Below are 26653 nucleotides of genomic sequence, written 5' to 3' on the forward strand. Positions count from 1 at the left end.
CCTTTTTAGGCGTTTCGTCAGGACGTGTTTTGCCGAGCCCGGAAACAGCGCATCCGGGATTTCAGCAGATGGAATTTCGGCTGCCGCCGCACGGCCAACGGTCAATCCATAACTGTATAGCTATGGGTTATTCATAACTACACAGTTATAAGACTGTCAAGCGGGGAAATGTGCGGCTGGTCCAAATGGCGGTGCGCCGTTCACGCTTTCGCGCCAGCCGCCCGGGTGCTAGGGCTTTGCGCAACATCATGGACTGGATCGCCCCTTGACCACGGAAACACACCCACCGCTGATCGAAATATGTGTCGAAGGCATCGATGGCCTGCTCGCCGCGCAGGCCGCCGGCGCCGACCGGGTCGAACTGTGCGCCAGCCTGGTCGAGGGCGGCATCACGCCAAGCCTCGGCACGGTGCGCGCGGCTCTCGACCAGGCGACCGTGCCGTTTCACGTCATGGTGCGGCCGCGCGGCGGCGATTTTCTCTACAGCGAGACCGAATACCGCTCGATGCTCGCCGATGTCGCGGCGCTGCGCGATCTCGGCGTGCCGGGCGTGGTGTTCGGCTGCCTGAACGCCGACGGCACCATCGACGAAGAGCGCATGAGCGAATTGACCGAGGCCGCCGGCTCCCTGAACGTCACCTGCCATCGTGCCTTCGACATGACACGCGATCCGGCCGAGGCGCTGGAAGCGCTGATCCGCTGCAAGGTCGGCCGCGTGCTGACCAGCGGCCAACGCGACACCGCGATAGAAGGCTTGTCGTTACTGGCGGATCTCGTGCGGCAGGCCGGCGACCGCATCATCATCCTCGGTTGCGGGGGGCTCGATCTCGGCAACATCGCCGAGGTGCGCCAAAGGACCGGACTGGCCGAAATGCACTTTGCAGCGCTGAAGGACGTGCCAAGCGCGATGCACTACCGCAATCCCAAGGTTGGCATGGGCGGCTCCGATCTCGATCGCGAATACCGCAACACAGTGACCGACACACCGCAGGTGGCGGCGACGATCGCGGCGGCCAAGGCATGACCGCCCCGATAGCCCGCATAGCGCAAGGCGACGAAGCGGACGTACTGGCGCTCAACAACGAGCATGCCGCCGAACTGTCCTGGCTCGAAGCCGAGCGGCTGTCGTTCCTGCTCGGCGAGGCGTTCTACGCACGGCGCATCGGCGATCTCGAAGCCTTCATCATGACCTTCGACCAGGAAGCCAACTACGACAGCCCGAACTTCATCTGGTTCCGCGAACGCTACGAACGCTTCATCTATGTCGACCGCGTCGTCGTGGCGGCGCATGCAAGGGGCCGCGGCCATGCGCGCCGGCTCTATGAGGACCTGTTCGAACATGCCGAACGCGCCGGCCACACGCTGGTCACCTGCGAGGTCAACGCCGATCCGCCCAACCCCGTCTCGGATGCCTTCCACGCCGCGCTGGGCTTTACCGAGGTCGGCGAAGCGGTGATCCACGGTGGCAAGAAAGCGGTGCGTTATTACGTCAAGCAGATCGTCACCTGATTGCTGGCCGAATAAAGAAGATTCTCCTAATATAAGCGTTCCGCCAAAATGGAGGAACCGCGATGCCTAGCAACGTCTTCCGCTTCGACGAAAGCTGGGACATTCCCGAAGGCACGCCGCAGCAAGTGTGGGACGTGCTCTCCGACGCCGAATTGCTCCCGCTCTGGTGGGGCGAGGTCTACAAGGAAGTGGTTCCGCTCGACCGCAAGGGCAAGGCATCAGTCGGCTCGCGGGCAAGGGCACGGGCGCGCGGCGCCCTGCCCTATGAGCTGAACTTCATCATCGAGGCCGCCGAACTCGAGCCTGGCAGGCTGGTCGTCGTGAAAACCTTTGGCGACTTCGACGGGCTATGGCGGGCCGAACTGTGGCCGTCGGGCAGCGGCACCCATATCCAACTGACCTGGCAGGTCACGGTCGAGAGGCCGATCCTCAAATTCCTGGCACCCCTGCTGCGGCCGGCCTTCGCCTGGAACCATCGCTGGACAACGCCGCGTGGCGAAGCCGGCCTGCGGCGCTATCTCAGGCTCGCAACAACAGTGCCTCGGCGCGATGACACCTGACCAATTGCGGTTCAACCATTCACGCGCCGGCCGCTCGATGAGGTAATAGCTGCAGAGCGCGCAGGCAAAGACCCCGGCCAGCATCGGCCACGGGCTGATGCCTTGTTCATAGACGAATTTGTAGAAGGGCTGCTGCCACAGATAGAGTGAGTATGACCACAGGCCCAACGTCGCCATGGGCCAGGACGAGAGCAATTTGGAAAAGATTGGCGTGCTGAAATCGAGCGCATTGACAGCCAGCGCCAGCAGCGGCACCGCAAGGAGATAGTGGATCGGCGTCGGCACCGGGTCCATGAATAGCAAAACCGCGACCGCCGCCGCTGCCAGGGCGACATAAGGCCCCTTCAGCACCGCCGGCAGGCGGCCTTCGGCCTTAAGCAGGCAGATCGAAGCCGAAAGCAGGATCGAAGCGATGTGCACATCGGTGCGCCAGTAAGTGGCCTCGTAGTCCAGCCTGAACACCCAGTACGACACCGCGCCATTGGCCATTGCGAGCAAGGCGAGCGTCACCAGCAAAGGAATGACGCGATTGCGGCTGGAGACGAGCGCGCTGATCAACGCCAGGATGATGTAGGCATGCTCCTCGACACAAAGCGACCAGATATGGTCGAGCGCTCCGGCGCGGGTGACGAGAATTCCGGCGTAATTGTAGGTGAATGTCAGCGCCGTCAGCGCGGCCTTCCATTTGAAGGCGATGAACGTGCCGGAGAGCGCGATCATGGCGATGATGACGAAGACCAGAAGCGCCGGGTAGATGCGCGAGAAGCGGCGCTTGAAGAACTTCTTCAGCGGGTAGCGCTCGATGAACAGGATCTCGGCCATCAGCCGGCCGCTGAGCACGAAGAAGAATTCGACGCCAAGCACGCCCAGATTGATTCCGGGCACCGGGAAAAAATGGCCGATCAGCACCAGGGCGATCGACAGGCCGCGCCAGCCGTCGAGATAGGCCAGTCTAGTCCTAGCCGATCGGTCGACGGCGGATCGGGACGGAACCATCTGGGTGGCGGTAATTTCGGACATGCCGATCCTTCGCATTGGCATGCGAAAGGGCACGGCGGTACACATCCGAACCCGGCTCGCATTCCCGCCCCGACCCATACTGCAGTGCAATATAAGTTTGTGCAAGTGCGAGATTGGCGGCGATGCGGTTCCTTGGGCAGCAAACTGCCGGAAATGCTTCGAGCAAAAGACCAGTAGCGTGGCGAAATTCCTTCACGAGCCGCACGGCTACACACCATCGCGTACGAAAAAGGGGCCAAGATGGCCCCTTTGATGTCGGCAACCGATGCTGTCAGGCGTTGGCTGCCGCCACCGCGCGCTTGGCCATGACCGCGATCAAATTGGCGCGGTAGTCGGCGGAAGCGTGGATGTCGCTCATCAGGTTCTTCGCCGGCACTTTCACGCCGGCGAGAGACGCGGCGTCGAAGTTCTTCGCAAGGGCTGCCTCGATCTCCTTCGAGCGGAACACGCCGTCGTCACCGGCGCCGGTCACCGCAACGCTGACGCCGTCCTTGCCCTTGGCCACGAACACGCCGACGATTGCATAGCGAGAAGCCGGGTTGCGGAACTTTTCATAAGCCGCCTTGGCCGGCGCGGTGAAGGAGACCGCCGTGATGATCTCGCCATCCTTCAAGGCCGTTTCGAACAGCCCTTTGAAGAACTTGTCGGCCGATATCTCGCGCTTGTTGGTGACGATGGTGGCGCCCAATGCCAGAAGGGCCGCCGGATAGTCGGCCGCCGGATCGTTGTTGGCGATCGAACCGCCGATCGTGCCCTTGTAGCGCACCGCCGGGTCACCGATCAGCGACGCCAGATGGGCAATTGCCGGGCAGGCCTTCTTAAGCTTCTCGTCGTTGGAGACGTCGAAATGCGTGGTGGCCGCGCCGATGGTGACCGTCTTTCCCGACACCTTGACGCCCTGCATCTCCTTGATGCGCGACAGATCGACGAGATCGGAAGGAGCCGCCAGCCGCGTCTTCATGGCAGGTATCAGCGTCATGCCGCCGGACAGCAGTTTGGCGTCGCCGCTCTTCACCAGCTTGGCGGCATCCGCGACCGAGGCGGCGCGATGGTAGTTGACCGAATACATGGCTGTTCCTCCTCAGTGCTTCGCGGCGCGGATCGCGGCCCACACGGTGGGCGGCGAGGCGGGCATGGCGATATCGGCGATGCCGATGGCATCGGTGATGGCGTTGATTACCGCCGGCGGCGAGCCGATGGCGCCGGCCTCGCCGCAACCCTTGATGCCGAGCGGATTGCCCGGGCATGGCGTGTTCGAGGTCGAGACCTTGAACGACGGCAGGTCGCCCGCGCGCGGCATGGTGTAATCCATATAGCTCGCGGTCAGCAGCTGTCCGCTGGCATCGTAATGGGCGCCTTCCAGCAGCGCCTGGCCAATCCCTTGCGCGATGCCGCCATGCACCTGGCCCTCGACGATCATCGGATTGATGATGTTGCCGAAATCATCGGCGGCCACGAACTGGACGATCTCTGTCGTTCCGGTCTCCGGTTCGATCTCGACCTCGCAGATGTAGCAGCCCGCCGGGAAGGTGAAGTTCGACGGATCGTAGAAGGCCGTTTCCTTCAATCCGGGCTCCATCCCTGCCGGCAGATTGTGGGCGGTATAGGCGGCCAGCGCCACCTGGAACCACGGCACGTTCTTGTCGGTACCGGCAACCTTCAGCGCACCGTTCTCGATGACGATGTCGCCCTCGTCGGCTTCGAGCAAGTGGGCGGCGATCTTCTTGGCCTTGGCCTCGACCTTGTCGAGTGCCTTTGATATCGCCGACATGCCGACCGCGCCCGAGCGCGAACCGTAAGTGCCCATGCCCATCTGCACCTTGTCGGTGTCGCCATGGACGATCGAAACCGAATCAATCGGCACGCCGAAACGCTGGTTGACCAGTTGCGCGAAGGTCGTCTCGTGGCCCTGGCCATGGCTGTGCGAGCCGGTCAGCACCTCGATCGTGCCGACGGCGTTGACGCGCACTTCGGCCGATTCCCAAAGGCCGACACCGGCGCCGAGCGAGCCGACCGCCGCCGACGGCGCGATGCCGCAGGCCTCGATGTAACAGCTCATGCCGATGCCGCGCAGCAGGCCCTTCTTGGCGGCCGCCGCCTTGCGTTTGGCAAAGCCGGCATAGTCCGAAGCTTTCATGGCCGCGTCGAGCGAGGCGCCGTAGTCGCCGGCGTCATAGTTCATGATCACCGGTGTCTGGTGCGGGAAGGAGGTGATGAAGTTCTTGCGCCGCAATTCGGCAGGCGACACGCCAAGCTCGCGCGCGGCCGCTTCCATCGTGCGTTCCAGGAGATAGGTGGCTTCCGGCCGCCCTGCCCCGCGATAGGCATCGACAGGCGCCGTGTTGGTATAGACCGTGCGCACATTGGCGTGGATGGCCGGAATGTCGTACTGGCCCGAAAGCAGCGTCGCGTAGAGATAGGTCGGCACGCAGGACGAGAACAGCGACATATAGGCGCCGAGATTGGCGATCGTGTCGACCTTCAGCCCGGTGATCCTGTTGTTCTTGTCGAAAGCCATTTCCACCGTCGAGACATGGTCGCGGCCATGCGCGTCGGAGAGAAAACTCTCGGTGCGGTCGCGCGACCCATTTGACCGGCACGCCGGTTTTCTTGGAAGCCCACAGGCAGACGATCTCTTCGGGATAGATGTAGATCTTGGAGCCGAAGCCGCCGCCGACATCCGGCGCGATGACGCGCAGCTTGTTTTCCGGCGCGACATTGTAGAAGGCGCTCATCACCAGCCGCGCGACATGCGGGTTCTGCGAGGTCGTCCAGCAGGTGTAATGGTCCTCGGCCTTGTCGTAGTGGCCGAGAGCCGCGCGTGGCTCCATGGCATTCGGCACCAGCCGGTTGTTGACGATCTTCATGCGGGTGACATGCGCCGCTGCCTTGATCGCCGCGTCGGTCGCCTTGGCATCGCCGATCTCCCAGTCGAATATCAGATTGTTCTCGGCCTCGGCATGGATCTGCGGCGCGCCCTTTTCGAGCGCCTTGGTGGCTTCGACGACGGCCTTCAATTCCTTGTAGGTGATCTCGACCGCCTCTGCCGCATCACGGGCCTGCCCCTTGGTCTCGGCCACGACGACGACGACGGCGTCACCGACATAGCGCACCTTGTCGACGGCCAACGGCGACCAGGCGCCCATCTTCATCGGCGAACCGTCCTTGGAATGGATCATCCAGCCGCAGATGAGGTTGCCGATGCCATCGGCCTTGAGCTCCTTGCCGGTCAGCACGCCGATGACGCCGGGCATGGCTTGCGCTCGCTTGACGTCGATCTTCTTGATCTGCGCATGCGCGTGCGGGCTGCGCACGAAGGCGGCATGCTTCATGCCGGGAACCACCATGTCGTCGACATAGCGGCCGGCGCCGGTGATGAATCTTTTGTCTTCCTTGCGCGCGACCCGAGCGCCGACACCTTCAATGCCCATCAGAAATTCCTCCCGAGATTGCAGGGGAGTAGGTGAGTAGGGCAGTACGGCAGTACGAAAAAACTGATTCCAGTTCCCTACTACCTTACTGCCTTACTGCCCTACCGCCTCGTTCACGCAGCTTGTTTCGCCTTGGCCTTGGCCCCTTTTGCCATCGTCTTCGATGCGGCGAGGATCGCCTTGACGATGTTGTGGTAGCCGGTGCAGCGGCAAATATTGCCTTCCAGTTCGGCTCGCACCGTCGCCTCGTCGAGGCCTTCGGGATGACGGTTGATCATGTCGGTTGCCGCCATGATCATGCCAGGCGTGCAGAAACCGCATTGCAGGCCGTGATGTTCCTTGAAGGCGGCCTGCACGGGATGCAGGTCGGCGCCATTGGCGAGACCTTCGATCGTTACAATGCTCGAGCCGGACGCCTGTACCGCGAGCATGGTGCAGGACTTCACCGCCTTGCCGTCGACATGGACGACGCAGGCCCCGCATTGCGAGGTGTCGCAGCCGACATGCGTTCCGGTCAGGCCGAGATTCTCGCGCAGGAAGTGAACCAGCAGCGTTCGGTCCTCGGCGGCCCCGCTGACCCGCCTGCCGTTCACCATCAACGAAACGTCCGACATGAATCCTCCCTGGGTATCAACCTTGGTCATCACGCTGCCGACGCGCCGCTGGCACTTCGGCCATGCGTTATTCGTACACTGCACAACGCACAAAAAACAGCGCGACGGAAAAGGCGGATCATTGTACTTTCGGTCATGGCCAAGGCCGAAGGCGCAGTCCCCTCGCCCCATTGCCAAAACGCCGATTGGAAGCAACAATATCCTTCGACGCCCGCGCGCCAGAAGCCTGTAAAAACAGCCGCGTATAAAAACAGCGTCGGAGGAAATGCGGGAGAACGCCGCTGACCAGTTCACGGACGCGCTACGCCTGCGGCTTGTCGGCGCTGACCACGGACGAGCCCGACCTGGATGCTTTCGCTCGCGCGGTGGCCAGCGAGGCCGCGGCAATCGACGCCGGCTTTGCCCTCGTGTTCTTCTCCCAGAGCCTCGTCGAGGCCGGCGCCCTGTCGCGGGCGCTCTCGGCGCACGCGCCGGGGCTCCACCATGCCGGCTGCTCCACCGCCGGCGAGATCACGCCGCAGGGGCTCGAGGAAGGCCACATGCTGGCGATGCTGCTTCCCTCGGCGGCGTTCACCGCGGTCAGCGCCATGGTCGACAATCTATCCTCGTCGGGCATGGACAGGATCACCGGCGAGGTCGAGGCCTTGCGGCGCGCCCTGCGCGTCCGGATGGGCGGCGAGCAGACTAGCAACACCTTCGCGCTCTGCTTCATCGATGGGCTGTCCTATGCCGAGGAAGCGGTCAGCTCGGCCATCCACTGGGGTCTTGACGACATTCCGCTGCTCGGCGGTTCGGCCGGCGACGACCTGAAATTCGAGACGACGCGCCTGATCTCGAATGGCAGGGTCACCTCGGACAGCGCCATCATCGTGCTGATCGCCACGGAAATTCCGTTCCACGTCTTCAAGACCGATAATTTCGTTCCGACCGACGAAAAACTGGTGGTCACGGCGTCCGATGCCGATCACCGCATCGTACGCGAGTTTAACGCCACCAATGCGGCGGAAGAATATGCCGCTTCCGTCGGTATCGTCCCCGCACACCCTAACGCCGCTGAGCTTCGCCTCGCACCCGGTGGTGGTGAAGGTGGGCGGTGAATATTACTGCCGCTCGATCCAGAGGATGCACGCCGACGGCTCGCTGTCGTTCTTCTGCGCCATAGACGACGGCGTCGTATTGTCGATCGCCCAGCCCAAGGACATGGTGGAATCGACACGCGCGGCCTTGCGCGAGGTCGAGGAGAGGCTTGGCGGCATCGACCTGATCCTCGGCTTCGACTGCGTGCTACGCCGGCTCGATGCGCGCAACCGGCAAGTTTTTCGTGACATTTCGGAACTCTACCGGGTCAACAATGTCGTCGGCTTCGGCACGTATGGCGAACAGTACCGGTCGATGCATTTGAACCAGACCTTCACCGGCATTGCCTTTGGCGAACGGCAAGCGGCGGAATAGGGGCCGCAGAGTAACAAGATGCCGCTCAAGGATATAAACGACCTCGAAAAGCTGAAGAAGATCAACGCCGCCCTGGTCAGCCGCGTCGAGCGCTCGATGGACCAGCAAGGCAACGCCTTCTCGCTTTTCCAGACCGCCATCTCGCTCGAGAACCGGGTGCGCATGCGCACCGAGGAGTTGCACTCGACCTTGCGGCGGCTGGAACAGTCCAACATCGACCTCAGCGCCGCCAAGGAAAACGCCGAGTTCGCGAACCTGTCCAAGACGAGGTTCCTTGCCGCCGCCAGCCATGACGTGCTGCAGCCACTGAACGCGGCTCACCTGTCCGTCTCGGCGCTCGCCGAGGTGCAGACCAGCGACGAAGGCAGGAAACTGGTGCGGCAGGTCGAGCGCTCGCTGGAGACGATGGAGGACCTGCTGCGCACCCTGCTCGACATTTCCAAGCTCGATGCCGGCGTGGTGCACCCCGACATCGGCGACGTCAGCCTGGAGGCGCTGTTCTCGTCGCTGCGCTCGGATTTCCAGCCGGTCGCGGAAATGAAACGCCTGTCGCTGAAGTTCCGACCGGTCAACGCCGTGGTCCGCTCCGACCGCACCCTGCTGCGCCGCATCCTGCAGAACATCCTCTCCAACGCGCTGGGCTATACACGCTCGGGCGGCGTGCTCGTCGGCACCAGGCATCGCGGCGATACGATCCGCATCGATGTCGCCGATACCGGCTGCGGCATCCCCGAGGACCAGCGCGAGGCGGTGTTCGAGGAATTCCATCGCGGCACCTTGCCCGCCAATGCCGGGCTCGACAGCGGCGGCCTTGGGCTCGGGCTTGCCATCGTGCGCCGCATGGCCGGCGCGCTCGGCCACCCCGTGACCTTCTCGTCGAAGGTGGGGCGCGGCACGATCTTCCATATCGATGTCCCCGTCGGCATCGGTGCCCCCGCCGACGCGATCGCCAGCGCCACCGCCCTGGAGCGGTCACGCGGCTACGGCCTGTTCGGCACCAAGGTGCTGCTGGTCGAAAACGACGCGGAGGTGCTGGAGGCGATGACCTTCCTGCTCGAGCGCTGGCAGTGCCTGGTGCGGGCCGCGACCTCGACCGACGACGCGCTTGACCTGCTCGGCGACACCGACTGGGTGCCCGACATCATCATTGCCGACCAGCATCTCGACGGCGGCGACCTCGGCACCGCCACCATATCGGAGGTCCGCGACTATCTCGGCCGCGCAGTGCCAGCGCTGATCGTCACCGCCGACAATTCCGAAGCCGTCGCCAAGGCAGCGCGCGCCGACGGCATCGAACTGATGCGCAAACCACTGAAGCCGGCGCAACTGCGCGCGCTGCTGGCGCATTTGCTGGCTTAGCTCCATACCCTCCCCACGAGGGGGAGGGTAAAAGCTCAAAACCCCGCCTGATCCCTGAAAAGCTCCGCATTGTCCAGCTTCGAGACCTCGATCACCGCTTGCGTGCGGCTGTAGACATTGAGCTTGCGCAATATCTCCGAGACATGCGCCTTGACCGTGGTCTCGCCCACCTGCAGTTCATAGGCGATCTGCTTGTTGAGCAGGCCTTGGCGCAGCATCTGCAGCACACCCGCAACTGCTGCGGCGTCAGTTTGGACAGACGCTGGACCATGTCGGCGCGGTCGATGCTGTCGGCGTCGGCCGGCTGGCCTTCATAGGTTTCCGGCACATAGATCGCGCCGTCCATCACCGAGCGGATGGCGGCGGCCAGATCGCTCTTGCGCGCCGATTTCGGGATGAAGCCGGCGGCGCCATAGGACAGCGCCTCGGAAATGATCCGCGGCTCCTCATATCCCGACACGATCACCACCGGCAGGCGCGGATAGCGGGTCCTGAGTTGCAGCAGCCCGTCGAAGCCGTGCACGTCGGGCATGCTGAGGTCCAGCAGCGCAAGGTCGAAAGGCTTAGCGTCGGCCAGCAGATCGAGCGCCTCGGCGATCGAGCGCGCCTCGACCGTGTCGACCTCCGGATAGGCCATCTGCACGGCGCTGTGCAGCGCCTCGCGAAACAGCGGATGGTCGTCGATGATCAGGAACCGGGCGCGATCGTTGGGTACTGTCATGTGGCTCGTTCCGGTTTACCTGCCACACCATAGCCCCGCGACCTTGGTCGGATTATTAGCAAATAGTCTATCGCCGGTTGATAGGCCGCTGCAAAGGTGATGGGAACCCTGAATTACTTATACGGCCCCGACAAAGCCAATGCTTTATGAAGAGCGACGCCTTGCCCGGTTCCCGAAATCGGCCGAAGGTGCCGCCATCATCCCGATAGCCAACGCAGAGACCCCCATGACCGCCTTTGTCCTTCCCGTGCCGCCAACGCCTTCAGTCGCCATCAGCGGGTCGGCCGAGCGCTTTGCCGTGCGGCGGATTTTCTGCGTCGGCCGCAACTATGCGGCGCATGCGCGCGAGTTCGGCAATGACGAGCGCGATCCGCCCTTCTTCTTCACCAAGCCATCCGACGCCGTGGTCGATTCCGGCACCGTGTTCCCCTACCCGCCGCTGACGGCCAATCTGCACCACGAAATCGAGCTGGTGGCCGCGATCGGAAAAACAGGCTTCCGCATTGCGCGTGAGCGGGCGCTGGACCACGTCTGGGGTTATGGCGTCGGCATCGACCTCACCCGCCGCGACCTCCAGGATGAGGCCAAGAAGGCGGCGCGGCCCTGGGACTGGTCTAAGGCGTTCGATCGTTCCGCCCCATGCGGCCCACTGGTGCCTGCGCAGAAATCGGGGCACCCGACGAAGGGGCGTATCTGGCTTGCTGTCGACGGCAAGGTGCGGCAGGACGCCGATCTCGCCGAGCTGATCTGGCCAATCGCCGACATTGTCTCGATCTGCAGCGAGGGCGTAGAATTGCAGGCCGGCGACCTGATCTTCACCGGCACGCCAGCCGGCGTCGGCGCGGTCAAGCCCGGTGAGACGATGACCGGCGGCGTCGACGGCATCGGCACGATCGAAGTGACGATCGGCCAACCACGGTCGTGAACGACAAAGCCATGAGCGACATCGTCCTGCACAATTATTACCGTTCCTCCACCTCCTACAGAGTGCGGATCGCGCTGGAGATGAAGGGGCTGAGCTATGACTACGTCCCGCACCATCTGCGCCATGGCGAGCATCTGGAACCGGCCTATCTCGCGGTCAACCCGCAGGGGCTGGTGCCGGCATTGGTGCTCGACGACGGCACGCTTTTGACGCAGTCGCTGGCGATCATCGAATATCTCGACGAGGTCCAGCCCACGCCGCCGCTGCTGCCGAAGGACTCGCTTGGCCGGGCGCGCGTGAGAATGCTGGCGCAGATGATCGCCTGCGACATCCACCCGGTGAACAATCTGCGGGTGCTGACCTCGCTGCGCACCTTGTTCGGCGCCGGCGACCAGGACATCACCAACTGGTTCCGCCACTGGGTGAACGAAGGCTTTCAGCCGCTTGAAAAGAACCTAGCGTCCTCACCTCAGACCGGAACATTCTGCCACGGCGAGGCGCCGGGGCTCGCCGATATCTGCCTGGCGGCACAGATCACCAGCAACGCCCGTTTCGGCGTCGACCTGACGCCCTACCCGACGATCACCCGCATCAACGCCGCCTGCATGGCGCTGCCGGCCTTCCAGAAGGCCGCGCCGCAGAACCAGATCGATGCGGAGTAAGGCCTACTGGCCAACGCGCAGCGTCAGTGCCCAGACCAGCAACGCCAGCAGGCCGATGCTGGCGCCCAGCACACAGACGCCGCTCCAGCCCATGGCGCCATAGGTCATGGTCGAGGCGATGGAGCCGAGCGCGCTGCCGAGCGAATAAAAGATCATGTAGCCGCCCACCAGGCGGCTGCGTGCATGAGGCCGGCGCGAAAAAATCAGGCTCTGATTGGTGACGTGGACGGCCTGGATCGCCAGATCCAGCATGACGATGCCGGCGACAAGCAGCCACAGCGACACGCCCATGAAGGCGATCGGCAGCCAGGCCCCCATCATCAAAAGCAGGCTGAGACCGGTGACTAGCTGGCCGCGCCCGCGATCGACGAGGCCGCCTGTCCAGCGAGCACCGAGAGCGCCGGCGACCCCGGCAAGGCCGAACAGCCCGATCTCGGTATGCGAGAGTGAAAATGGCGCGGCACTCAGCGGCAGCACCAGTGGCGCCCACAGCACGTTGAAGCTGGCGAAGATCAGCATGGCGAGCACCGCGCGCACACGCAGCAGCGGCTCCTGCACAAACAGCAGTACCACCGAGCCGAGCAGGCGCGGATAGGGCGTGCGTGGCCGCTCCGCCTCGTGGCGCGGCAGGATGAGGTAGAGTACCAGCGCCATGATGAGCGTCAGCGCCGCCGAGACCAGATAGACCCAGCGCCAGCCAGCGAAGTCGGCGACGACGCCGGCAACGAAGCGGGCAAGCAGGATGCCAAGGATGACGCCGCTGGTGACGGTGCCGACCGCCCGCCCCCGCTCGGACGGCACGGCGAGGTCGGCGGCGTAGGCCACCAGCACCTGAACCACAACGGCAAGCAGTCCGACGACAGCAAGGCCTGTCAGCAGCATTGCAGCGCTCGGTGCAATCCCGACAGCACTCAGCGCGACGGCGGACAGGACTGCCTGAACGGCGATCAGCTTGCGACGATCGAACAGGTCGCCCAGCGGCACGATGAAGAACAGGCCGAGCGCATAGCCGATCTGCGTGACCGTCACCACGATGCCGACCGAGGCGGGCGCGGTGGCGAAATCATGGGCGATGGCATCGAGCAGCGGATGAGCGAAATAGACGTTGGCAACACTCAGGCCACAGGCAATGGCGAAGACCAGCGCCGTCATGCCGGACAGTCCCAGTGGTGACGCTGGTGTTGCCTGCAGCAGCCTGTCGGACCGCTCCGCTCCTGCTGCCACGCCGTTCACCACCTGCTGATTCATGTCGCTCTCCACAATAGGTTTCAACTTGAAACCACTTGCTGGATAGGCAGAACAGTTTTATCTTGCAACCAGAATGATCTATCTGGACCAACGATTGCCATGGTGAAACGAACGAGCCACCGCGAAGCGGATTGCCTGATCGCGCGGCCGCTGGACGCGATCGGCGACTGGTGGTCGCTGCTCATCGTGCGCGATGCCTTTGACGGCTTGCGCCGCTTCGGCGAGTTCCAGAAGAGCCTCGGCGTCGCCAAGAACATCCTGTCGGCGCGGCTGCGCAATCTGGTCGCACACGACATACTGGAAACGGTTCCCGCGCCCGACGGCAGCGCGCACCACGAATATGTGCTGACGCAAAAAGGGCGCGGCCTGTTCTATGTCCTGGTCGCCTTGCGGCAATGGGGCGAGACCTATTTCTCCGGACCGGGCGAGCCCTACACTTTCATGGTCGATACGCAGAGCGGTCGGCCGATCAGGCGCCTGGAGGTGCACGCCGAGGACGGGCGGCGGCTGGTCCCCGGCGACACGAGGCTCGCCGATTTCCGCAACCGGGAAAACAGCTGAGCGCCCTGGCCGGTTCGGCGGACTGGCCAAGCTGGCGGAATCGATTTCCGCTTGACCGGCTGGGGAATCGGCTATCGTTTCCCCGGACAATGCACAGGGTGGAGTGACCGATGAAAGCCGTCGTCTTCGAGAAATTCGGCGAAGCGCCGACGATCCAGACCGTCCCCGATCCGAAGCCGGCTGCCGATGGCGTCGTCATCAAGGTCGAGGCGACGGGGCTGTGCCGCAGCGACTGGCATGGCTGGATGGGCCATGATGACGGCATCACCTTGCCGCATGTGCCTGGACATGAACTGGCGGGCGTCGTCGTCGCCGCCGGCAAGCAGGTCAGCCGCTGGAAGGCCGGCGACCGCGTGACGGTGCCGTTCGCCGTCGGCTGCGGCCGCTGTTTCGAATGCACGTCGGGCAATCATCAGGTCTGCGAGCACCAGACGCAGCCCGGCTTCACGGGCTGGGGCTCGTTCGCCGAATATGTCGGCATCGAACATGCCGACACCAACCTCGTGCGCCTGCCCGAGGAGATGGAATACGCCACCGCCGCCAGCCTCGGCTGCCGCTTCGTCACCTCGTTTCGCGCCACCGTCGACCAGGGGCGGGTCAAGCCCGGCGAATGGGTGGCGGTGCATGGTTGTGGCGGCGTCGGCCTGTCGGCAATCATGATCGCCAGTTCGATGGGCGCCAATGTGATCGCCATCGACCTCACCGACGAGAAGCTGGAGTTCGCCAAAAAGATCGGCGCCGTAGCGACGATCAATGCGTCGACGACGCCGAATGTGGTCAAGGCGGTCAAGCAAATCACCAATGGCGGCGCGCATATGTCGATGGACGCGCTCGGCCACCCCACCACCTCGTTCAACTCGATCGCCAATCTGCGCCGGCGCGGCCGCCATGTGCAGGTCGGCCTGATGCTGGGCGAGCACGCCCGCCCGCAAGTGCCGATGGACAAGATCATCGCCTTCGAGCTCGAAATCCTCGGCAGCCACGGCATGCAGGCCTACCGCTACCAGGCGATGATGGAGATGATCCGCAACGGCAAGCTCAAGCCCGAACTGCTGGTCGGCAAGAAGATCAGCCTCGACGAGGCGCCCGCAGCGCTGATGGCGATGGGTGGCTTCGAGGGCATTGGCATCGGGGTGGTGACGAAGTTCTAGGCGCGGGGCTCGCTTCCCGAACTAACGCGCGAACTTCTTCGCCCCGAACACGCAGGCTACCACGCCGAGTGTGACGACCACCATCAGCGGGCTGACCTGCTCGTGCAGCAGGCTCGCCGCAAGCGCCAGGCCGAAGAAGGGCTGCAACAACTGCAACTGGCCGACCGCCGCGATGCCGCCTTGCGCCAGGCCGCGGTACCAAAAGACGAAGCCGATCAGCATGCTGAACAGCGAGACATAGGCGAGCCCGATCCAGGCGTGGGAGCCGACGGCGGCAAAGGATTGCGGCAGGGTCGCGAAACTCAGCACCAGCATGATCGGCAGCGACAACGTCAGCGCCCAGCAGATCACTTGCCAGCCGCCGAGCCTTCGCGACAGCGCGGCGCCCTCGGCATAGCCCAGGCCGCAAACGACGACGGCGGCGAGCATCAGGCCGTCGCCGACCGGCGAGGCGGTCACGCCCTGCGTCAGCGCGAAGCCCGCGACCAGCGCGCTGCCGATGCACGAAAACAGCCAGAACGCCGGACGGGGGCGATCGCCGCCACGCAGGACGCCGAAGATCGCGGTCGCCAGCGGCAGCAGGCCGATGAAGATGATGGAATGGGCCGAGGTGATGTGCTTGAGCGCCAAGGCGGTCAACAAGGGAAAGCCGACGACCACGCCTAGCGCCACGATCACCAGCGACACGAGATCGCCGCGCTGCGGACGTTTCTCCCGAAACAGCAGCAGCATCGCCAGCCCAAGCATTCCGGCAATCGCGGCCCGGGCTGATGTCACGAAGGTCGGATCGAAATCCATGACCGCCACACGCGTCGCCGGCAGCGAGCCCGAGAAGATCAGCACGCCGATAAATCCGTTCACCCAGCCGCTCGCGGTCTTGTCCATTGCACGCTCCATTGCTTTCGCCCTCTATCGGGCGGATGCCCATGGCGCGGCTAGAGACAATGCGGTACAATTTCACGAAACTGTAATGGCATATTGAGCAGTACAGATGACTGGCCTCGCCTTGGAAACTGATGGCGCGCGAACCCTGGGTACCCCCACTCTGGTCGAAAGCGTCATGGCGACCATTCGCCAGCGGATTGCCGCGCGCAGCCTGACACCGGGAGCCCGGTTGCCGTCGATCCGCGCCTTCGCCCAATCCATGCAGGTGTCCAAATCCACCGTGGTCGAAGCCTATGAGCGGCTCGTCGCCGAGGGCACGATCCGCTCCCGGCGGGGCTCGGGTTTCTATGCCGCCGGCTCGCTGGCGCCGCTGTCGCTGGCCGAGATCGGTCCCCGGCTCGACCGTGCCGTCGATCCGCTCTGGGTATCGCGCCAGTCGCTGGATGCCGGCGACGAGGTGTTGAAACCCGGCTGCGGCTGGCTGCCGGCCTCCTGGATGCCGCAGGCCGCGCTGCGGCGGGCACTGCGCACGGCAGCGCGCGCCGACGATGCCGCGCTTGCCGATTACGGCACGCCGCTTGGCCTGCCGCCGCTGCGGCAACTCTTGGCGCGGCGCATGGCCGGGCATGGCATCGAAGTCTCGCCTGAACAGATCATGCTGACGGACTCGGGCACGCAGGCCATCGACCTGTTGTGCCGGCTCCTGATCGAGCCCGGCGACACGGTGCTGGTCGACGACCCCTGCTATTTCAATTTCCACGCTTTGCTGCGCGCCCACCGCGCCAAGGTGGTCAGCGTTCCCTACACACCGTCTGGGCCAGATATCGAACTGTTCGCGCATGCGCTCGCCGAGCATCGGCCGCGCCTCTACATCACCAACGCCGCGATCCACAACCCGACCGGGGCGATCCTGTCGCCGGTCACCGCGCACCGCTTGCTGAAGCTCGCCGACCAGTCGGACCTGACCATTGTCGAGGACGACATCTTCGCCGATTTCGAACATGCCCCTGCCCCGAGGCTGGCGGCCTTCGATGGCCTGAACCGCGTCGTCCAGATCGGCAGTTTTACCAAGACGCTGTCGGCGTCGGTGCGCTGCGGCTTCATCGCAGCGCCCCGCGACTGGATCGAGGGCCTGACCGACCTCAAAATCGCCACGACCTTCGGCGGCGGACGGCTGGCCGCCGAACTGGTCCTGATGCTGCTGAAGGATGGCAGCTACCGCAAGCACATGGATCTGCTGCGCGCCAGGCTCGCGCGCGCCATGGCCGAGACCGTCGCCCGGCTGAGGGCGATCGGCATCACGCCGTGGATCGACCAGCCGGCCGGTCTGTTCCTGTGGTGCGGCCTGCCCGACGGCGTTGACGCGGCCGAAGTCGCACGCCGGGCGCTCAGCGACAATGTCGTGCTGGCGCCCGGCAACGCGTTCAGCCTGTCGCGGACGGCCAGCCGTTTCCTGCGCTTCAACGTCGCCCAGTGCGAAGATCAGCGGATCTTCAAGGTGCTCGAGGCGGCAATGGCGCGCTGATCTCAGCGACTTGCACAGACCTCCCGCACGCAGTCACGCAACCAACGTTGCGCCGGGTCGGCATCGAGGCGCGGATGCCAGAGCATCGAAATGGTGACTTCCACCGTAGTGACCGGCAGCGGAAAACTGTGCATGCCGGCGCGCGCGCCGGCCGTGTGCCGCTCGGGCACGCTGGCGATCAGTTCCGAAGCGCGCGCCATGGCGAGCGCGGCCGAGAAACCCGAGACCATGCACACCACCGTCCGCTGCAGGCCAAGCCCGCCCAGCGCCTCGTCGATCGGTCCCTTCTCGCGGCCGCGCCGCGAAACACTGATGTGCCGGCCCGCCGCATAGCGCTCGGGCGTCACAATGCCCTCAATCAGCGGATGGCCTGATCGGACAGCGCCGATGAAGCGGTCGCGAAACAGCGCCTGGATGCGCACTTCGGGTCCGGTTTCGCCGGCGACGCCGATTTCCAGGTCGATCGCCGCCTCGCGCAGCGACATCACATCCTTGTCGGACTTCGGCGCGAAACGCAGCCGCACCTCTGGCGCTTCGGCCCCGATGCGGGCGACAAGGCGAGGCCCGAACTCCTCGACGAACCCGTCGTTGGTGCGCAGCGTGAACACCCTGTCCAGGCTTGAAAGATCAAGCAATTCGGCTGGGCGCAGCAGCGCCTCCGCGTCCTGGACGACAGGACCGACTTGGCGGCGCAACTCCTCCGCGCGCGGCGTCGCCACCAGGCCGCGCCCGGCTCGCACCAGCAGAGGATCGCCCGTTGCCTGGCGCAGCCGCGCCAGCGTCCGGCTCATCGCCGAGGGGCTGAGCCGCAGACGGCGTGCTGCGCGGGCCACGCTGCCTTCCGCCAGCAGCACGTCGAGAGCAAAGAGCAGATTGAGATCGGGCGTCGTCATTTGCGGATCCTAGCGTGATATGGCGTCTTATGCACTGATATGATGCAAATGCTGCGCCTTCCGCCATATCAGCTGCGAGACTAGATCACCATTGGCTCCGCTTTCGGAGCGAACGGAAAGGAGATCGCATGGCAGTCGCCGCGCAAAATCAGGTTGGACTGGTGTCCGCTCCGCAACAGAATCAATCGACCGCCTGGGCGCTGGCAAGCCTGTCGCTCGCCACGCTGCTGTCGTCGCTGGGAACCAGCATTGCCAGCGTCGGGCTGCCCTCGCTGATGCAGACGTTCGGAGCGTCGTTCCAGGCCGTGCAATGGGTGGTTCTGGCCTATCTCCTCGCCATCACCACGTTGATCGTCAGCGCCGGGCGGCTGGCTGACATGTTCGGGCGCCGGCCGTTGCTGCTCGGCGGCATCGCGCTGTTCACATCGGCATCGGTGCTCTGCGGCCTGGCGCCGACGCTTTGGCTGCTGATCGCTGCACGGGCCGTGCAGGGGCTGGGCGCGGCGCTGATGATGGCGCTGACGCTGGCCTTTGTCGCGGAGACGGTGAGCAAAGAACGGACCGGCAGCGCCATGGGTCTGCTCGGCGCCATGTCGGCGATCGGCACGACGCTCGGCCCTTCGCTCGGCGGCCTGCTGATCGCCGGCCTCGGCTGGCGCGCGATTTTCCTGGTCAATGTCCCGCTGGGCCTGCTGACCTTCGCCCTCGCCTGGCGTGCCTTGCCAGCCGGTAACAAGAACGCGCAGGCCGCTCAAGGCAAGTTCGATGCGATGGGCACTGTCCTGTTGGCGCTGACGCTGGCCGCCTATGCATTGGCCATGACGCTTGGCCGGGGCCATTTCGGTGCGCTCAACATCGGCCTGCTGGCCGCTACCGCTCTCGGCATCGGTCTGTTCGCCGTCGCCCAGAAACGGGTGAAGAACCCATTGGTCCAACTCGCCAGCTTCCGGGATCAGCGGCTCAGCGCCAGCCTGGTCATGAGCCTGATCGTCGCCACGGTGATGATGGCGACCCTGGTGGTCGCTCCGTTCTATCTATCGCGTGGGTTGGAACTCGATGCCGCGATGGTCGGCTTGGTGCTTTCGACCGGGCCGCTTGTCTCGGCCCTGTCGGCGCTGCTGGCCGGGCGGCTCTCCGATCGCTTTGGAGCCCACAGGATGATGGTCGCAGGCTTGCTCAGCCTCGCCACGGGCACATTCCTCCTGTCGCTTGCGCTGACCGGACTCGGCATTGCCAGCTATGCCGTTCCCATCACCGTCACCTGTTTCGGTTACGCCCTGTTCCAGACTTCCAACAATGCGGCCGTCATGAGCGGTATCGGCGCCGGCGAACGCGGCGTCATATCAGGCCTGCTCAATTTGTCGCGCAATCTCGGCCTCGTCACCGGCGCATCGGTGATGGGCGCCATATTCGCGGTTGCATCGGCCGGTGCCCGACAAGGAACAGGACAGGATGTTCTGAGTTCCGCCGCAGCCGCCCGTGGCATGCAGGTCACCTTCGAGACGGCAACGGCGCTGGCGCTGGTGGCATTGCTGCTCGCGCTGCTCTCGGCCCGTGTCGCAGGTCGCGTGGAGTCCGTAGTTTCATGAGGCACGATCTGCTTGGCGATGGAAGCGTAATGTCCGTCAGATGCCGCGCAGAGACTGTTTCGAAATTCGCTCTGGCGAGTCATATGGTGGTGGTTTCGAGAACCGGAGCGCAGCGGACTTTTGGTCCGTGAGCACCGGAAGCGCAGAAAACGCCATCAGATGGCCGCCAGAGTAGAATTTCCAAGCAGGCTCTCAGGCCCCTGCCCGTTTGCGGCGCTCATAGAGCATGACCAGCGTTTCCGCCGTCAGCGCCGGCTTTTCCTCGCCTTCGATTTCGACGGTATTGGCTGCCTTCATCAGATATTGGCCGGGCCCCCTGTCTTCCATGGAAAGCAGGACCGTACGCAGCCTGATGCGGGCGCCGACCCTCACGGGCGCCAGGAAACGCACCTTGTCGAAGCCATAGTTGAAGGCGGCCTGGGTGTTTTCCGGCACGATGCCCATGCCGAGCGCCAGCGCGCCGATGATCGACAGCGTCAGATAGCCATGCGCGATCGTGGTGCGGAACGGGCTTTGTCGCCGCGCGCGTTCAGGGTCGACATGGATCCATTGGTGGTCGCCGGTGCATTCGGCGAACTGGTTGATACGGTCCTGATCGACCGTGGTCCATTCCGAGACGCCGAGCTCCTGCCCGGACATCGTTCTCAACTGCTCATAGGTCGGCGGCGTTTTAGGCCGTATTTCGTTCATTCCTGCTTTCCCGATCGCTTGCCGTGCCTCCGGACCACGAACGGATGGCCCCTGTCAATTCACCCCTTGTGAATCGGTTCCGTCGAACTCCGGCTGAACCGTGCCATGCCTTGCCGCGCAATGGCAGGCCGAATTCGGATTTTCGCACCTTCCAGGGGCGCCGACGCTTATAACGTGGCGCGAATGCAACTATGCGCAGGGTTGCGAAACTGCAAACCGGCATGTCCCGCCGAAGACGAAACGACAGGCCGCGGAAGCCTATTTCTGCCCGTAGCCGGCGCGGATTTCCTCCATCGCCTCCTTGATGCGTGCACGCAGGATTTCGATCGATTCGGTTCCGGATTTGCGAGCCAGTTCAGCCACTTCACCGGCATTCTTAAGCGCCGCCTCGAACGATTTCCGGGCAAACTCCGTCTGCTTGGTCATCAGTTCCTGCGGATTGCCCGGCGCGCGGTAGCTCTGCGCCATGTCGGCGATTTCGCGCAGTGTGTCCTGCAGCAGTTCACGCTGCCTCGACAACAGCGAGGTCGCGCCGGCGGCGCCGGCTCGCGCCGATTTCTCCAACGCTTCGAGGTTCTTGCGGTGATGGGCAAGGATCGCCTCGACATCGACATTGGGCACCTTCAGGTCGCGGCCGAACCTGCCGAACATGTCCATGAAGGAATCGGATTCCGGTTGTTTTGCCATGATGTCTCCCCTTAGCCGCAAATGCGGATACCCTCGCCGAGAGCATAGCACTCGGCTGCCGTGTGTCCATTTCGAAGACGGGCCTGACGATCAATGCGCATCAATTGACCGGGAGCAGCAGCTCGATCGTGTAGAGGACGATACCCGCCAGCCCGCCGATGATCATGCCGTTGAAGCGGATATATTGCAGGTCCCGGCCGATGTTCATCTCGATCAGCCGCGTCAGTTGCGCCAGGTCCCAGCGTTTGACCTGATCGGCGATGAATTTCGACACACCGCTCTTCTGGCTTTCGACGAAGGAGGCCAGCGCCACGACGAACCCCTGGTTCATGTCGGCCCGGATCTGCGCATCGCCGGCGAGATGGCGGCCGACCTCGACGAACATGTTGGCGAGATGCGCCCGGATCACCGAATTCGGCGCCTTGGCATCCTGCTCGATGAACAGGCTGAGGCTCTGCCACATGTCGCCGGCCAGCGCCCTGACTTCAGGTCGGGCGAGGAAATCATGCTTCATCTTCTCGGCACGCTTTGCATATTGCCTGGACGTCCGCAGTCGCTCGACGAAGCCTTGCGCAAAACGATCGAACTCGGCGCGCATCGGGTGGTCGGGATCGGCGCGCACCTCGTCGAGCAAGGAACCCGCCGAGGCGACGATCTTCTTCAGGAGATAGGCATCGGCCCTGAACAGGTTGAACAGCGACGGCAGCTCCTCGCGGATCTTCTCGCGCATCGTCGCCAGCGCCTGTTCGTCGTTGAGGAAGCGGCCGACCACCTTGATGAACTCGTCGAACAGTTTTTGATGACGGCGGTCATCGGTAAGCGCCGACAGCAGTTCCGCCGCCAGCGGCGCCAGCGGCACCTTTTCGATCTGCTCGAGCATGCGGCTGGTGACGAAGCCGCGCAGGCCGGACTGCTCGACCGCGGCAAGTGTCTGCGGCACCAGCCGAACGACGAAGCGCGACAGGCCGGCGGCGCGTTCGGCATCGGTCAGCCAATCGGCGACGAGTGCCGCAAAATCGACCTCGGCAAGCTTTTCCCGCACCGGCTCAGGCGCCAGGAAATTGGCCTCGATGAAGCGGCCGAGATTGTCGGCGATACGATTCTGGTTTTCCGGGATGATGGCGGTATGCGGGATCGGCAGCCCGAGCGGGCGCCTGAACAACGCCACCACCGCGTACCAGTCGGCAAGACCGCCAATGGTCGCCGCCTCGGCGAAGGCGGCGACGAACCCCAGCCACGGATAGGTGCTTTGGAACGACTTGGCCAAGGCGAACACCAGCACGCAAAGCCCCAGCGCCGCCGTGGCGATGAATTTGGTGCGGCGCAACGCCGAGAGCTTGACGGCCGCGTCAGCATCGAAACGGACAGGCGCCAGGGACGGAGCCGATTGTGACATGGATGAACTGCTCCTCGTCGATCTCTGGTCGACCTCTCGTCGATCTCAGGTCGACCTCAGGTCGACCCTGGGCCTATCTAGGGTTTCATCAGCCGGAATGCCCGTTGTGGCCGGTTTTCCCAGCGTTTTGCCGGGCTGCGCACATAAAGTTGACGAGAATATTCATCTATGATGCCCGGCTAGTCTGGAATTGTTCCAAGGTATAGGCCATATTCGGATCGGGGCCAGCGCGGCGAATCCGAAACTCCGGGATCAGAGCCGCGGCGGCGAAGTTCAGGAATCCGGCGTGGTTGCACCGCGCCGGCGCGTAGTGAGGACGAAATGCGGCTTACACGCCAGACCAATTATGCCATGCGCATCCTGATGTACTGTGCCGCCAACAATGACCGGTTAAGCCGCATTCCCGAAATCGCGGCCGCCTATTCGGTGTCGGAACTGTTCCTGTTCAAGATCCTGCAGCCGCTGGTCGAGAATGGGCTGGTCGAGACGGTGCGCGGCCGGAATGGCGGCGTCAGGCTTGGCCGCGCGGCTGAGGCGATCAGCCTCTTCGACGTCGTGCGCGTTACCGAGGAAAGCTTCGCCATGGCCGAATGCTTCGAGAACGATGCCGCCGAATGCCCGCTGGTCGACAGCTGCGCGCTGAATTCGGCGCTGCGCGAGGCCCTCAACGCCTTCTTCGCCGTGCTCGCCCGCTACACGATCGCCGACATGGTGGCGGCAAGGCCGAACGTGCGCAACCTGCTAGGCATCGACATGCTGGAGCGCCGCGCCCCGGCCGCGTGAGCAAGTCTCCCCGCGTCTGGGTAGGTCTGTTGAGATTCATGTCAGGCCGAGTCGAGAACGGCGGGTTCCGAGAACCGTAACGGAGCTTACTTTTGGGGACGTGAGTACCGGAAGTGCACGAAACCGCCATTCGCAGGCCGGCCTCACCTGAATATCAATAGACCGCTGATTGAGGCAACACGAACGGCATGTTGCCGACCGGCAGCACGCCGACCCTGAGCCGGCAATCGAACACTTTTTCGATCAGCTCATCGCTCAGCACGTCCTGTGGTGAACCGGTGGCCACGAGCCGGCCGCGATGCATGACGAAGATCCGGTCGGCATACATGGCCGTCAGATTGAGGTCGTGCAGGATGGCGACCACGCCCCCGCCCCTTTTGGCAAAATCACGGGCGATGTTCATGATGATCAGCTGATGCTTGATGTCGAGGCTGGAAACCGGCTCGTCGAGGAACAGGTAGCGCGGCTTGCCGTCGAGCACCGGCGCCCAGACCTGGCACAGCACGCGCGCAAGCTGGACGCGCTGCTGCTCGCCGCCCGAAAGCTCCTGGTAGAAACGTCCGGCAAAACCGTCGAGGTCAACGCGCGCCAGCGCCCGTACCGGCAGCCGAGCATCCTCGCCCGGCAAGGTGCCCGAGCGCCCGCCGACAAGGCCGAGCCTGACCACCTCGCGCACCGTGAACGGGAAGGAAAGCGTCGTCGCCTGCGGCAGCACCGCGCGATGCACCGCCATCTCGGCCGGTTTCATCGACGAAAGACTTCGGCCGTTGAGCGCGACGCGCCCGGTAGAGGCGAGCTCGCCCGACAACGCCTTCAGGAAGGTCGTCTTGCCCGAACCGTTGGGACCGACGATGGCCGCTATTTCGCCAGGCCGCGCATCGAAATCGACACCACCGACGATGCGCTTGCCGGCGATATCGACGGAAACGTCCCTTGCCTCGATCATCAAAGCCTCACAGGTTCCAGGTCTTAGAGATCGACCACGACGCGCTTGCGCAGCAGTATCCACAGGAAGAACGGCGCACCCACGATCGCGGTGACGATGCCGATCGGCAATTCGGCCGGCGCCACGACGATGCGTGCCACGGCATCGGCGAGCAGCAGCAGCGTCGCGCCGAACAGCGCGGAAGCCGGCAAGAGATAGCGATTGTCCGGACCGATCAGCAGGCGCAGCAGATGCGGCACGACGATGCCGACGAAGCCGATGCCGCCGCTGACCGCGACGGAGGCGCCGACCGCCGCCGAGACACCGATGATCGCCGTGTATTTCAGCCGCTGCACCGGTATGCCGAGATGGCCGGCGGTCGCCTCGCCCAGCGCCAGCGCATTGAGGCCGCGCGCCAGGAAAGGCATCGCCCCTAGCGCCAGTATAATGATCGGCCCGACTGAACCGATCTTCGCCCATGTCGCGCCGCCCAGCGATCCGAGTGACCAGAATGTCAGGTCGCGCAGCTGGCGATCGTCGGCCATGAAGATGAGGATGCCCGTCAACGCCATGGCAAGGGCTGCCAGCGCGATGCCGGCGAGCAGCATGGTGGCGACCGAGGTTTGGCCACGTCGCGTCGCGACCTGATAAAGCACCAGAGTCGAGGCAAGGCCACCGAAGAAGGCCGCCAGCGGCAGCGCAAGCGTGCCGAGCAAGGCCGTCACCGGCGCCGGCACCGTGATGCCGAGCACGATGATGGCCACCGCGCCGAGGCTGGAGCCGGCGGAAACGCCGATCAGGCCGGGATCGGCCAGCGGATTGCGAAACAGCCCCTGCATGACGGCGCCCGAGACCGCGAGCGCCGCACCGACCAGCATGCCGAGGATGATGCGCGGCAAACGGATGCCGTAGATGATCAGGCTGTCACGGGTGCTCAGCGCCGCATCGCTCGGAATGGCCCCAAGCAGCCAGTCCCCGAGGACGCTGACGGCCGAAGCATCTGATGCCCCCGACGTGAGCGACAAAGATATGGCGGCCGCGAGCCCGAGGCACAGCAACAGGATGACGATGCGGGCGCGGCCCGAGCGGTCGCCTTCGGATGCATTCGCCATCACCTTCACCGGGCCGGCGATCGATTGATCGACCATGATCCGCCCGCTCAGTCCGTGACTTCAGCGCCATAGAGCGAGACGGCGAGGTCGTGAATGGCGTCGGCGGTGCGCGGCCCGAAGCCGAGCAGATAGCCGCCATCGATGCGGATCAGCTTGCGCGCGACCCCTGCCGGCGTCGAGGCAACAGACGGGTTGCCGAACAATTCGTCGTCCGACACTGGCGGCCCGGCATTGCTCATCATCAGGATCACGTCGGGCCTGGCGGTGATGATTGCCTCGTCGGACATCTGCTTGTAGCCGGAGAAACCGTCGACGGCGTTGACTCCGCCCGCCAGCTTGACCATGCCGTCGGCCGCGGTTTCGCTGCCGGCCGCCAGGATCTTGCCGCCCTGTACCGACAGCACGAACAGAATGCGCTTGCGCTCCTTGATCGACGCCGTCTGCTTTTCGGCTGATATCAGCTTGGCATCGAGTTCCTTGGCCAGCACCTCGGCCTTGGCATCGACGCCAAGCGCCTTGCCGACGATGCGGACCTTCTCGAGGATGCCGTCGTGGCTATAATGTTCAGGCACCTCGATGAAGGGGATGCTGGCCTTCTTCAGCACGTCGACGGCTTCCTTGGGGCCACTGCCGTGCAGCGCCAGGATGCCGGTCGGATTGACCGACAGCACGCCTTCCGGCGACAGCGCGCGCATATAGCCGACATCGGGCAAGGCGAGCGCCGCTTTCGGATAATTGCTGGTGGAATCGCGCGCCACCAGATGTTTCTCCTCGCCAAGCGCATAGACGATTTCGGTGATCGAACCGCCTATGGCGGCGATCTTCGACGGATCGGAGAAGACCGAGACGCCCTCGACGGCGCCGGCCGGCTGCAGCGCGGCAACGGAAAGGCCGACGATCGGCGCAAGCATCGATAGGCGCATCACCAGCAGGGTCGGGAAAAACCGCATCACAC

22 protein-coding genes and 4 pseudogenes are annotated in these 26653 nt (G+C 64.2%); 12 read left to right on the forward strand and 14 right to left on the reverse strand.

What is annotated here, in order from left to right; all coding sequences use genetic code 11:
- Positions 1-265 precede the first annotated feature (265 nt).
- From ACVILI_RS21910 to ACVILI_RS21920, 3 genes are all read left to right on the forward strand, one after another.
- The gene (locus ACVILI_RS21910) at positions 266-1024 is read left to right on the forward strand and encodes a copper homeostasis protein CutC (protein ID WP_038647295.1); all 759 of its coding nucleotides are present in this window, start codon (positions 266-268) and stop codon (positions 1022-1024) included.
- Complete coding sequence (locus ACVILI_RS21915) at positions 1021-1509, forward strand: GNAT family N-acetyltransferase (RefSeq protein WP_038647297.1); 489 nt, start codon at positions 1021-1023, stop codon at positions 1507-1509. Before ACVILI_RS21910 ends, ACVILI_RS21915 begins: the two co-directional genes overlap by 4 nt.
- Before the next feature lie 62 nt (positions 1510-1571).
- Positions 1572-2069: an SRPBCC family protein gene (locus ACVILI_RS21920; protein WP_038647299.1), complete on the forward strand. Its 498-nt coding sequence runs from the start codon at positions 1572-1574 to the stop codon at positions 2067-2069.
- Between the two features lie 60 nt (positions 2070-2129).
- Here ACVILI_RS21920 and ACVILI_RS21925 read toward each other — a convergent pair.
- The 4 genes and pseudogenes from ACVILI_RS21925 to ACVILI_RS21940 form a co-directional block, all read right to left on the reverse strand.
- Positions 2130-3167: pseudogene (locus ACVILI_RS21925) on the reverse strand (acyltransferase family protein); the annotation flags it as partial.
- Positions 3168-3360: 193 nt separating this feature from the next.
- Positions 3361-4158 (reverse strand): FAD binding domain-containing protein, encoded by a 798-nt coding sequence (locus ACVILI_RS21930; RefSeq protein ID WP_019858600.1) that lies wholly within the window; start codon positions 4156-4158, stop codon positions 3361-3363.
- Positions 4159-4170: 12 nt separating this feature from the next.
- Positions 4171-6520: pseudogene (locus tag ACVILI_RS21935) on the reverse strand (xanthine dehydrogenase family protein molybdopterin-binding subunit).
- A gap of 113 nt (positions 6521-6633) precedes the next feature.
- Positions 6634-7134, reverse strand: coding sequence for a (2Fe-2S)-binding protein (locus ACVILI_RS21940; RefSeq protein WP_038647301.1), 501 nt, complete (start codon positions 7132-7134; stop codon positions 6634-6636).
- Between the two features lie 314 nt (positions 7135-7448).
- On the opposite strand from ACVILI_RS21940, the pseudogene ACVILI_RS21945 reads away from it, so the two are divergent.
- Both ACVILI_RS21945 and ACVILI_RS21950 read left to right on the forward strand, forming a co-directional pair.
- A pseudogene (locus ACVILI_RS21945) lies at positions 7449-8586 on the forward strand (FIST N-terminal domain-containing protein).
- An 18-nt stretch (positions 8587-8604) separates the two neighbouring features.
- Entirely contained in the window at positions 8605-9945 is a 1341-nt protein-coding gene (locus ACVILI_RS21950) for a hybrid sensor histidine kinase/response regulator (protein ID WP_038647303.1), read from the forward strand.
- Between the two features lie 35 nt (positions 9946-9980).
- On the opposite strand, the pseudogene ACVILI_RS21955 reads toward ACVILI_RS21950, so the two are convergent.
- Positions 9981-10666: pseudogene (locus ACVILI_RS21955) on the reverse strand (response regulator).
- A gap of 226 nt (positions 10667-10892) precedes the next feature.
- On the opposite strand from ACVILI_RS21955, the gene ACVILI_RS21960 reads away from it, so the two are divergent.
- Both ACVILI_RS21960 and maiA read left to right on the forward strand, forming a co-directional pair.
- Positions 10893-11591, forward strand: coding sequence for a fumarylacetoacetate hydrolase family protein (locus ACVILI_RS21960; RefSeq protein WP_027046926.1), 699 nt, complete (start codon positions 10893-10895; stop codon positions 11589-11591).
- A gap of 11 nt (positions 11592-11602) precedes the next feature.
- Entirely contained in the window at positions 11603-12253 is a 651-nt protein-coding gene (maiA, locus tag ACVILI_RS21965) for a maleylacetoacetate isomerase (RefSeq protein ID WP_038652864.1), read from the forward strand.
- Positions 12254-12256: 3 nt separating this feature from the next.
- On the opposite strand, the gene ACVILI_RS21970 is transcribed toward maiA, so the two are convergent.
- Positions 12257-13501 carry an MFS transporter gene (locus tag ACVILI_RS21970; protein ID WP_084791563.1) on the reverse strand — a complete coding sequence of 415 codons (1245 nt, stop codon included), beginning with the start codon at positions 13499-13501 and terminating at the stop codon, positions 12257-12259.
- Positions 13502-13600: 99 nt separating this feature from the next.
- Here ACVILI_RS21970 and ACVILI_RS21975 point away from each other — a divergent pair, with 99 nt between their 5' ends.
- Positions 13601-14062, forward strand: coding sequence for a winged helix-turn-helix transcriptional regulator (locus ACVILI_RS21975; RefSeq protein ID WP_019858610.1), 462 nt, complete (start codon positions 13601-13603; stop codon positions 14060-14062).
- Positions 14063-14172: 110 nt separating this feature from the next.
- The gene (locus ACVILI_RS21980; protein ID WP_069092341.1) at positions 14173-15213 is read left to right on the forward strand and encodes a zinc-dependent alcohol dehydrogenase family protein; all 1041 of its coding nucleotides are present in this window, start codon (positions 14173-14175) and stop codon (positions 15211-15213) included.
- A 21-nt stretch (positions 15214-15234) separates the two neighbouring features.
- Here ACVILI_RS21980 and ACVILI_RS21985 read toward each other — a convergent pair whose 3' ends face one another.
- A complete protein-coding gene (locus ACVILI_RS21985; RefSeq protein ID WP_038647307.1) occupies positions 15235-16098 on the reverse strand; it encodes a DMT family transporter in 864 nt (287 codons plus the stop codon).
- A gap of 106 nt (positions 16099-16204) precedes the next feature.
- On the opposite strand from ACVILI_RS21985, the gene ACVILI_RS21990 reads away from it, so the two are divergent.
- Positions 16205-17623, forward strand: coding sequence for an aminotransferase-like domain-containing protein (locus ACVILI_RS21990; RefSeq protein WP_069092342.1), 1419 nt, complete (start codon positions 16205-16207; stop codon positions 17621-17623).
- Between the two features lie 2 nt (positions 17624-17625).
- On the opposite strand, the gene ACVILI_RS21995 is transcribed toward ACVILI_RS21990, so the two are convergent.
- Positions 17626-18516, reverse strand: a complete 891-nt coding sequence (locus ACVILI_RS21995; protein WP_038647309.1) for a LysR family transcriptional regulator — start codon at positions 18514-18516, stop codon at positions 17626-17628.
- Positions 18517-18644: 128 nt separating this feature from the next.
- On the opposite strand from ACVILI_RS21995, the gene ACVILI_RS22000 reads away from it, so the two are divergent.
- The gene (locus ACVILI_RS22000; protein ID WP_240564652.1) at positions 18645-20105 is read left to right on the forward strand and encodes an MFS transporter; all 1461 of its coding nucleotides are present in this window, start codon (positions 18645-18647) and stop codon (positions 20103-20105) included.
- A 192-nt stretch (positions 20106-20297) separates the two neighbouring features.
- Here the strand turns inward: ACVILI_RS22000 and ACVILI_RS22005 are convergent, their stop codons facing one another.
- From ACVILI_RS22005 to ACVILI_RS22015, 3 genes are all read right to left on the reverse strand, one after another.
- Positions 20298-20795 (reverse strand): MaoC family dehydratase, encoded by a 498-nt coding sequence (locus tag ACVILI_RS22005; RefSeq protein WP_019858617.1) that lies wholly within the window; start codon positions 20793-20795, stop codon positions 20298-20300.
- A gap of 258 nt (positions 20796-21053) precedes the next feature.
- A complete protein-coding gene (locus tag ACVILI_RS22010; RefSeq protein WP_027046931.1) occupies positions 21054-21482 on the reverse strand; it encodes a phasin family protein in 429 nt (142 codons plus the stop codon).
- 100 nt (positions 21483-21582) lie between these two features.
- Positions 21583-22878: a DUF445 domain-containing protein gene (locus ACVILI_RS22015; RefSeq protein ID WP_019858620.1), complete on the reverse strand. Its 1296-nt coding sequence runs from the start codon at positions 22876-22878 to the stop codon at positions 21583-21585.
- Between the two features lie 321 nt (positions 22879-23199).
- Here ACVILI_RS22015 and rirA point away from each other — a divergent pair, with 321 nt between their 5' ends.
- Positions 23200-23661 carry an iron-responsive transcriptional regulator RirA gene (rirA, locus tag ACVILI_RS22020; protein ID WP_019858621.1) on the forward strand — a complete coding sequence of 154 codons (462 nt, stop codon included), beginning with the start codon at positions 23200-23202 and terminating at the stop codon, positions 23659-23661.
- Positions 23662-23815: 154 nt separating this feature from the next.
- Here the strand turns inward: rirA and ACVILI_RS22025 are convergent, their stop codons facing one another.
- From ACVILI_RS22025 to ACVILI_RS22035, 3 genes are read right to left on the reverse strand one after another with little or no spacing between them, the layout of a single operon-like run.
- Positions 23816-24607: a heme ABC transporter ATP-binding protein gene (locus ACVILI_RS22025; protein ID WP_457102613.1), complete on the reverse strand. Its 792-nt coding sequence runs from the start codon at positions 24605-24607 to the stop codon at positions 23816-23818.
- A gap of 23 nt (positions 24608-24630) precedes the next feature.
- The gene (locus tag ACVILI_RS22030; protein WP_038647315.1) at positions 24631-25734 is read right to left on the reverse strand and encodes a FecCD family ABC transporter permease; all 1104 of its coding nucleotides are present in this window, start codon (positions 25732-25734) and stop codon (positions 24631-24633) included.
- Positions 25735-25745: 11 nt separating this feature from the next.
- Positions 25746-26648 (reverse strand): heme/hemin ABC transporter substrate-binding protein, encoded by a 903-nt coding sequence (locus ACVILI_RS22035; RefSeq protein ID WP_038647317.1) that lies wholly within the window; start codon positions 26646-26648, stop codon positions 25746-25748.
- Between the last annotated feature and the right edge of the window lie 5 nt (positions 26649-26653).

The organism is Mesorhizobium sp. USDA 4775, from assembly GCF_054062655.1.